This is a genomic window from Acetivibrio straminisolvens JCM 21531, from assembly GCF_000521465.1.
Lineage (GTDB): Bacteria > Bacillota > Clostridia > Acetivibrionales > Acetivibrionaceae > Hungateiclostridium > Hungateiclostridium straminisolvens.
This window is the reverse complement of sequence record NZ_BAVR01000104.1, coordinates 1-6,000: the sequence shown is the minus strand read 5'-3', so window position 1 is coordinate 6,000 and position 6,000 is coordinate 1. Positions and strand designations below refer to the sequence as shown.

The window sequence follows — 6,000 nt, the reverse complement described above, 5'->3', positions numbered from 1 at the left end:
ATAAATATTTGAAAGTGTCAACGAAAATAAAAAAATTGCTACCGATACTTCCTTGTTAAAGCAGATATTTTTGTACACATCAAGAATAGAATAATTAATATTTTTAAATAGAAAATTAATGACCATGTAGCCGGAAACAGTTAAACAAGTCCTGCTCCAAACTCATATGCTTCTTTTAATTTAAGTGGAAATGCCACTTCATGGTTGACTTTTTTCTGAACCGGATCAAAAACGGTCCAGTCGTATTTACTATAATCATCTACCTGCAACGTATTTCCGCAGATCATGATTTTCGCGGGACCAACAAAGCGTTCCAACATGTTTTTATAGCCTTCCAACATAGCTGTATAACCTATTTTATTATAAATGCTTTCATCACAATTACTTGTAGTGATGAAAAGAACCGGAATCATATGCTCATTGCAATTGGGCCGTTCCTTATTATATGTCAGGGACTGAAATACCAGACGTTCGTAAAGCGCTCTAAATCCCGCTGTCATATTCCCAAGATAATTTGGTGAGCCGAGAATAAGTCCATCTGCTTTACGAATTTTATCCAAGACTTCTGACAAACCGTCTTTAGAAACACATCTCCCGAAGGTCTTTGGAAGTTTACATCCAAAACATGAGATACATCCTTGAAAAGGCTCCAGCTTATAAAGATCAATGATATCTGCAACTGCTCCTGCTTCTTTTGCCCCTTTTGCAGCCGCCTCTACCAATTGGCTTGTGTTCCAACCGATGCGTGGGCTTGCATTAATTGCAACAATATTTTTCATCCTCATGCCTCCAAACTCAATTCTGTTATTCTTAATTAGTTTTAAATCACATTTTCCCACTTTATGTATCAACAAATAAATTAAATTGTTGCCTTATTGAATAGTCAACACAGCATCGTCGTCTCGTTTAAAGCTCCTTTTTTTACTAAATAAATTTGCACAAAAGCAACTGCAAAGATCACAGAATTACGTGTTTAGGCGACAGATTTTCCCTATGTAGATAAAGCAAACGCAAGCTGTAAAGAAATTTCATAATTAAGTTATATTATTTAATATATGTGCTATAATGCTTGATTTTATAGAATTTCCTTTTTTAAATGCATATCCAAAGATAAGACTTAGAATAAATATTGATATAAATGTGAGATTATAGAAATTTGCACTTATTACACCCATAAAAAACCATCCCGGTATGTGCATAATTAGAAAACAAGCCGATGTAATAATGTTAGCTATATAAAATGGCAGCTCTTTCTGAAGCATATTCAGAATAAAACCTCTGAACAAAAATTCTTCAAGCAGTGGAGCCATAATAGCGGCGTTTAAAAATGCAAAACTAAGTTCAACATTCCAAATTCTTTGTTTTGAAATAACATTAAAAATAATATTTAGTACGGCTATTAAAATTCCGATTAGGCCTCCCCATTTAAGCCAGCTTTTATCTTTTGTTATTATAATATCAGAAACTTTTATATTTTTGTGTTTAAAAAATAAAATGCAGGGGAGTATCCATATAATTATTTTTGACAAAGTCCAGTAAAGAAAACTACCAAATGATGATACAAAAAATTGCACATTATCCAATAGATTCGTCTTTAATAACCAAGCCAAAATCCAAAAACCAATATCATAAAATATATTACCAAAGGATATATTAGAGATTTTTTCAACTAACACTCACCACCTAACATAAGCACCGCCTTAATCTCCTCAGAATCTACACTTCGCATACCCCACATGAAAGAATAAGACTTTTTATTTTTTATCGACTACATTTATTTGCCATATTTTATCTCTTCGTTGTGCAAAAAATTCTTAATAGGCTTGTAGAACATAATGTTGCTTTATTGGTTCACTCATGTTCAATATCTATTTTTTTAGAATATCTCCTGAATAATATTCATTTCATTATTACAGAGATGTATTGCTTTTGTCAAGTGAAGATTCCCCAATATTTCAATCGAATTTCCACATAGTGAAAATTTAAAAATTGCTTTCTTCCGACGCCACCGCACCGATGATATATGTTATGGTGAGAGAAGCGAATGAATTTATTTTATCAGGTACTGATTTCGCACAAATCTAATAAAAAACATTTGATAACACGACAAGGCCAAGTGGTCAAACATACATGTTCCCGGAAACCTCGAAAAATACCTCGTTTTTTATTGTGATATATGAAGGATGGTATAAATCACACCTTTTTCTGTTTTCACTTTTTCTAAATCATCAACAAAATAAAACACATGGTATTTCCATTTGTCCGGATTATAAATAATTATATACTCTGCATCAATTTTCGGTATCGCGTCTTTGATGCTTTTTTTAAAATTGCTCAAGCTTTCTTTCGGCTCTATTTCTCCTACAACTTCAAATAAGAAGTTTGACTCTTGAATTCTTTGCGTTGTTTCATCAATTAACAGGACTCCAATATTTACGTTCTGCCATCCAAATGATGTTAAAATATTGTCATAAAACCCCTCAAATAAGAATTTATTTAATCCTTCACAATCTTTCCAAAGATACAATGGGGAATAACTATTTTGTAAGTTATTATTTATCCCCTTTTCTGTGATTAAGTAAAGTTTGAACTTCAGACCATCAAATCCATCTGTTTTATAGCCGTTGTCCTTGACTCTCTTTCTTATGATATCCATATCATAGTTGCTGGGTAGTGTTATCTTGTATTGTGATGCAATCATACTTCAACTTCCTTTCATATACTTAAATATCTAGATTGTTAGGCCTACGAAGCAAAGCCCAAAAACCTTGTATCTTTCAATATTTTTCTTATCCTTCCACTGACTCTATCCTCGTTAAAAGTCTATTGCTTGTACAATCTATTCTTATGCTAATAAAATCAGGTTTTTCGTGGGACAGAAGAACAACCGTCTCCACATGGCTCGAGTTGATAGAATTGATGTCTGCGAGCTATTTTTTATCGCATCTGTACGTGGGAACATGTCAATGGGTTTTTCGGTGATTTTTGAAAAATCGCCGTTCGCGGGAACATATCCACTATGTTGCTAGGCTTTAACCTCTGGGCATTGGATTTTTCGTTCCAATCTGGAAGAATTCACCATCCCAAGCAATCCCCTTTTTCTTCAACTACAGCAATCGCATCAATTTCAATCAAGCATAAAGGATTTGCAAGACCAGCGACTTTGAGAACTGTGATCAAAGGAGGCTTTTCCAGTTCGCCAATTGATTCCATAAATGCTTTTAATCCGACTGCCGGATCGCACCCATTAACCATGTAAATATTGAGCTTGATAACATCATTGAAAGTTGCATCTTCAGCGGCCAGAGCCGTCTGAATATTTTTTAGTACCTGCTTTGTTTGCAGTTCTAAGTTGTCCCGACCTATTAATTGTCCCTCAGAGTTAATAGCATTTTGTCCACCGATATATATTGTCTTTGCATTACCGCTAACTGTAACCACTTGACTAAAAACTCTTGAATCAAATAGCCCCTCCGGATTACTATGTTTCACCTTTAACCTACTCATCAGTACATTTACCTCCATTTATTCATTTTTTTAGTAATTCTTACATTGTTGATTCGAATTATATATTTTAATATCTAGATGGTTAGGCTCACGAAGCGAAGCCAAAAACCTTGTATCTTTCAATGTTTTTCTTATCCATGCTCTGACTCTATCCTGGTCTAAAGTCTGTTTTCTTATGCTACCAAAATCAGGTTTTTCGTGAGACAAAAGAACAACCGTCTCCAGATGTGTAGTCTGCTGCATAGGAACACGTTTTGTTACCACTTACCGGAGAGTATGGCGGGGGATTGTATCCCCCTTATAAACGAAAATTACCTTACGTGGGTCAACTGTGCCGTCTTCGTGCCGCTCTCCGATACTCTCTTCAAAGACTCTCAATAGCTTTCTCCAAACCCCACCTTACATAGACTCATGCTTATCATACCTTAGGCTGTTTATTACCTTTTACTGAATAAGTCTTTCCAGTCGCCATTCGTTCCTAATGTTTTATAGTTCAGGGTATAATATAGTCCCTCTCCTATCCATGTTACAGGGGCAGCTAAACGTAACCGTTCATCTACACTTAAAGATGTATCTTTAAGTTCTTTGGCTATTATTGTGTTATGAATTTTACAGAGAAAGATCTCACTGCCATTTAATGGTATGGATTGCTGGACTTCCAGCTCAAAAACCCAGGGACTGTCTTTCAGTATCGGTACATTCAACACCTTACCTTGCTCAATTTCAACCGGAATATCCATCTTTCCGGACTTATATCCTTCCGTGTTTCCCAGATAGTCAGCAACTGGAAGCAAAGATTCGGTTACCATGTTTGCAGAAAATACTTTTCCTGCTTTGATACGGTCTTTTGTCAGTTTTTCTCCTCCGATACAACACATAACCCCTAACTGACCATCATGAAAGTAGCTGAACCAGCAGAACAAACCAAAGTTCGGTGTTCCATCCTCTTTATAAGTACCATACAAATACAATGTCTGCGGACAAAATTTATTCTCGGGACCGTTGGATATTCTTTCCATTATACTTATACTCCTTCCTTCTCAAGATTTTTAATGATTCGTCTGAGTTGGTTCTCAAAACCGATGATTTCATCATCCGTGAAACCATCATAGAATATTTCGCTCATTTTATCCGATATCAAGTCATATTTTTCACGGTAACCTTTTGCTTTTTCCGTCACCGATATAAATACCTGCCTGCGGTTTCTTTTGTCGGGTATTCTTTCTATCAATCCCCCCGCTTCCATTCGGTCGAGCATACTGGTAAGTGTCGTTTTAGCCAATGAAGTCAACCGACCAATCTCCGTGATTGTTAACTGTCCATGCTCCCACAGCACATAAAGTATGCGGCCCTGCGCACCATTAAAAACGTCGACGCCGCTTTCTTTTAACAGTTTTTCAAACACTCGTCCGCTAAGATGCCGAATACGGGACAAAAGGAAACCTCCATATGTCTTCGTTATAATTACCTCCTTTATTGTATAGTTCTATATAGTACAATACTATATAGAATATTATTTGTCAATATCATAACAAACTTTATTATCATTCTAGTAGTAGTGCATAAAGAAATGAGACAAGTGTTCCGAATTTACGGTTGTTCGTAATTTCCGGTATGCTTAGATTTTTTACTTTCTCTATCCATTTTTCAAAGGCTCCAACATTTTTATTAATTAGAATCCTCTTAAATTCCCTTCCATCAGGAGTCATTGCCATTAGCTTGTCATAAGCTCGTACATCCATATTTAAGCTTCGGCAAATCTCTGTTTTGCGTTTTCCTTCTAATAGGAGTTAGTTTATCTTTTCATATTTTTCTTTCAATGTAAGTTTTCTATTTTCATCCACCTGTTTAATTGCTTCCATCTTTTTAGTTTCCCCGCTTACAGCTTGTATTAGAACTTGTGGCTTCAATCTCTTTTTTAGATATTCTGTTACATATAAGGTTAGATTCTTCAGTAAGTGAAAACGATCACATATTTGTAAAGCTTCCGGGTGTGCATCTGTGATTGCATTACCATAGGTAATAGACCCATCTCTAGATATCACAAGAAAATTTGGATATGTTCTTAACCACTTGCAAACAGCTGTTATAGTCTTTTTGTCAACAACAGGTGTTTGTTTTTTTAAGAGATTGCAAACTGTACTTTTACCGATATCTACAACATTTTCCTTTAGATCTTTAGATGCTGCAACGGAATTACAATTTATTGATAGTCGTACAATCTCATCCTCAAGGCGACGGGTTTTCTTCGCTTTATAGGAGATAAAATCAAACCTTTCTGCAAAAGTAGTATGATTTCAATCAGAATTATCACAAAACATCTTTCTGTTACGTATAATAATAAATACCTTATTACCTTGTATTGGGAGGTCCTGAAATGTTCTGTTATATGTGGAATGTATTCTGGATGATGGCCGGCCGCAAAATGGACATGTTACTTCTTTGTGGTTAGAAGCTACTGTTATATAGCATTTGCCATCCTTTATTTCATAA

At 35.3% G+C, this 6,000-nt stretch carries 10 protein-coding genes; all 10 read right to left on the bottom strand.

Annotation, left to right across the window (positions count from 1 at the left end; genetic code table 11):
• Window positions 1-140: 140 nt before the first annotated feature.
• Window positions 141-779, bottom strand: coding sequence for a flavodoxin family protein (locus JCM21531_RS16400; RefSeq protein WP_038291437.1), 639 nt, complete (start codon window positions 777-779; stop codon window positions 141-143).
• A 255-nt stretch (window positions 780-1,034) separates the two neighbouring features.
• On the bottom strand, window positions 1,035-1,676 hold the full coding sequence (locus JCM21531_RS16395) for a CPBP family intramembrane glutamic endopeptidase (RefSeq protein WP_038291436.1): 642 nt from the start codon (window positions 1,674-1,676) through the stop codon (window positions 1,035-1,037).
• A gap of 488 nt (window positions 1,677-2,164) precedes the next feature.
• Complete coding sequence (locus JCM21531_RS16390) at window positions 2,165-2,701, bottom strand: DUF4865 family protein (protein ID WP_038291435.1); 537 nt, start codon at window positions 2,699-2,701, stop codon at window positions 2,165-2,167.
• Window positions 2,702-3,075: 374 nt separating this feature from the next.
• Window positions 3,076-3,507, bottom strand: a complete 432-nt coding sequence (locus tag JCM21531_RS16385) for a RidA family protein (RefSeq protein ID WP_038291434.1) — start codon at window positions 3,505-3,507, stop codon at window positions 3,076-3,078.
• 30 nt (window positions 3,508-3,537) lie between these two features.
• On the bottom strand, window positions 3,538-3,771 hold the full coding sequence (locus JCM21531_RS16380) for a hypothetical protein (RefSeq protein ID WP_038291432.1): 234 nt from the start codon (window positions 3,769-3,771) through the stop codon (window positions 3,538-3,540).
• Window positions 3,772-3,944: 173 nt separating this feature from the next.
• On the bottom strand, window positions 3,945-4,526 hold the full coding sequence (locus JCM21531_RS16375; RefSeq protein WP_038291431.1) for a flavin reductase family protein: 582 nt from the start codon (window positions 4,524-4,526) through the stop codon (window positions 3,945-3,947).
• Window positions 4,527-4,531: 5 nt separating this feature from the next.
• Complete coding sequence (locus JCM21531_RS16370) at window positions 4,532-4,942, bottom strand: MarR family transcriptional regulator (protein ID WP_054847167.1); 411 nt, start codon at window positions 4,940-4,942, stop codon at window positions 4,532-4,534.
• 109 nt (window positions 4,943-5,051) lie between these two features.
• A complete protein-coding gene (locus tag JCM21531_RS18090) occupies window positions 5,052-5,249 on the bottom strand; it encodes a hypothetical protein (protein ID WP_054847166.1) in 198 nt (65 codons plus the stop codon).
• Between the two features lie 48 nt (window positions 5,250-5,297).
• Window positions 5,298-5,552, bottom strand: a complete 255-nt coding sequence (locus tag JCM21531_RS19055) for a transposase (RefSeq protein ID WP_043581907.1) — start codon at window positions 5,550-5,552, stop codon at window positions 5,298-5,300.
• A gap of 252 nt (window positions 5,553-5,804) precedes the next feature.
• The gene (locus JCM21531_RS24680) at window positions 5,805-5,972 is read right to left on the bottom strand and encodes a transposase family protein (RefSeq protein WP_369347726.1); all 168 of its coding nucleotides are present in this window, start codon (window positions 5,970-5,972) and stop codon (window positions 5,805-5,807) included.
• Window positions 5,973-6,000: the final 28 nt, after the last annotated feature.

Coding starts and splice junctions, on each gene's coding strand:
- JCM21531_RS16400 (WP_038291437.1), bottom strand. CDS start 779: ATGAAAAATATTGTTGCAATTAATGCAAGCCCACGCATCGGTTGGAAC.
- JCM21531_RS16390 (WP_038291435.1), bottom strand. CDS start 2,701: ATGATTGCATCACAATACAAGATAACACTACCCAGCAACTATGATATG.
- JCM21531_RS16385 (WP_038291434.1), bottom strand. CDS start 3,507: ATGAGTAGGTTAAAGGTGAAACATAGTAATCCGGAGGGGCTATTTGAT.
- JCM21531_RS16375 (WP_038291431.1), bottom strand. CDS start 4,526: ATGGAAAGAATATCCAACGGTCCCGAGAATAAATTTTGTCCGCAGACA.
- JCM21531_RS18090 (WP_054847166.1), bottom strand. CDS start 5,249: ATGGATGTACGAGCTTATGACAAGCTAATGGCAATGACTCCTGATGGA.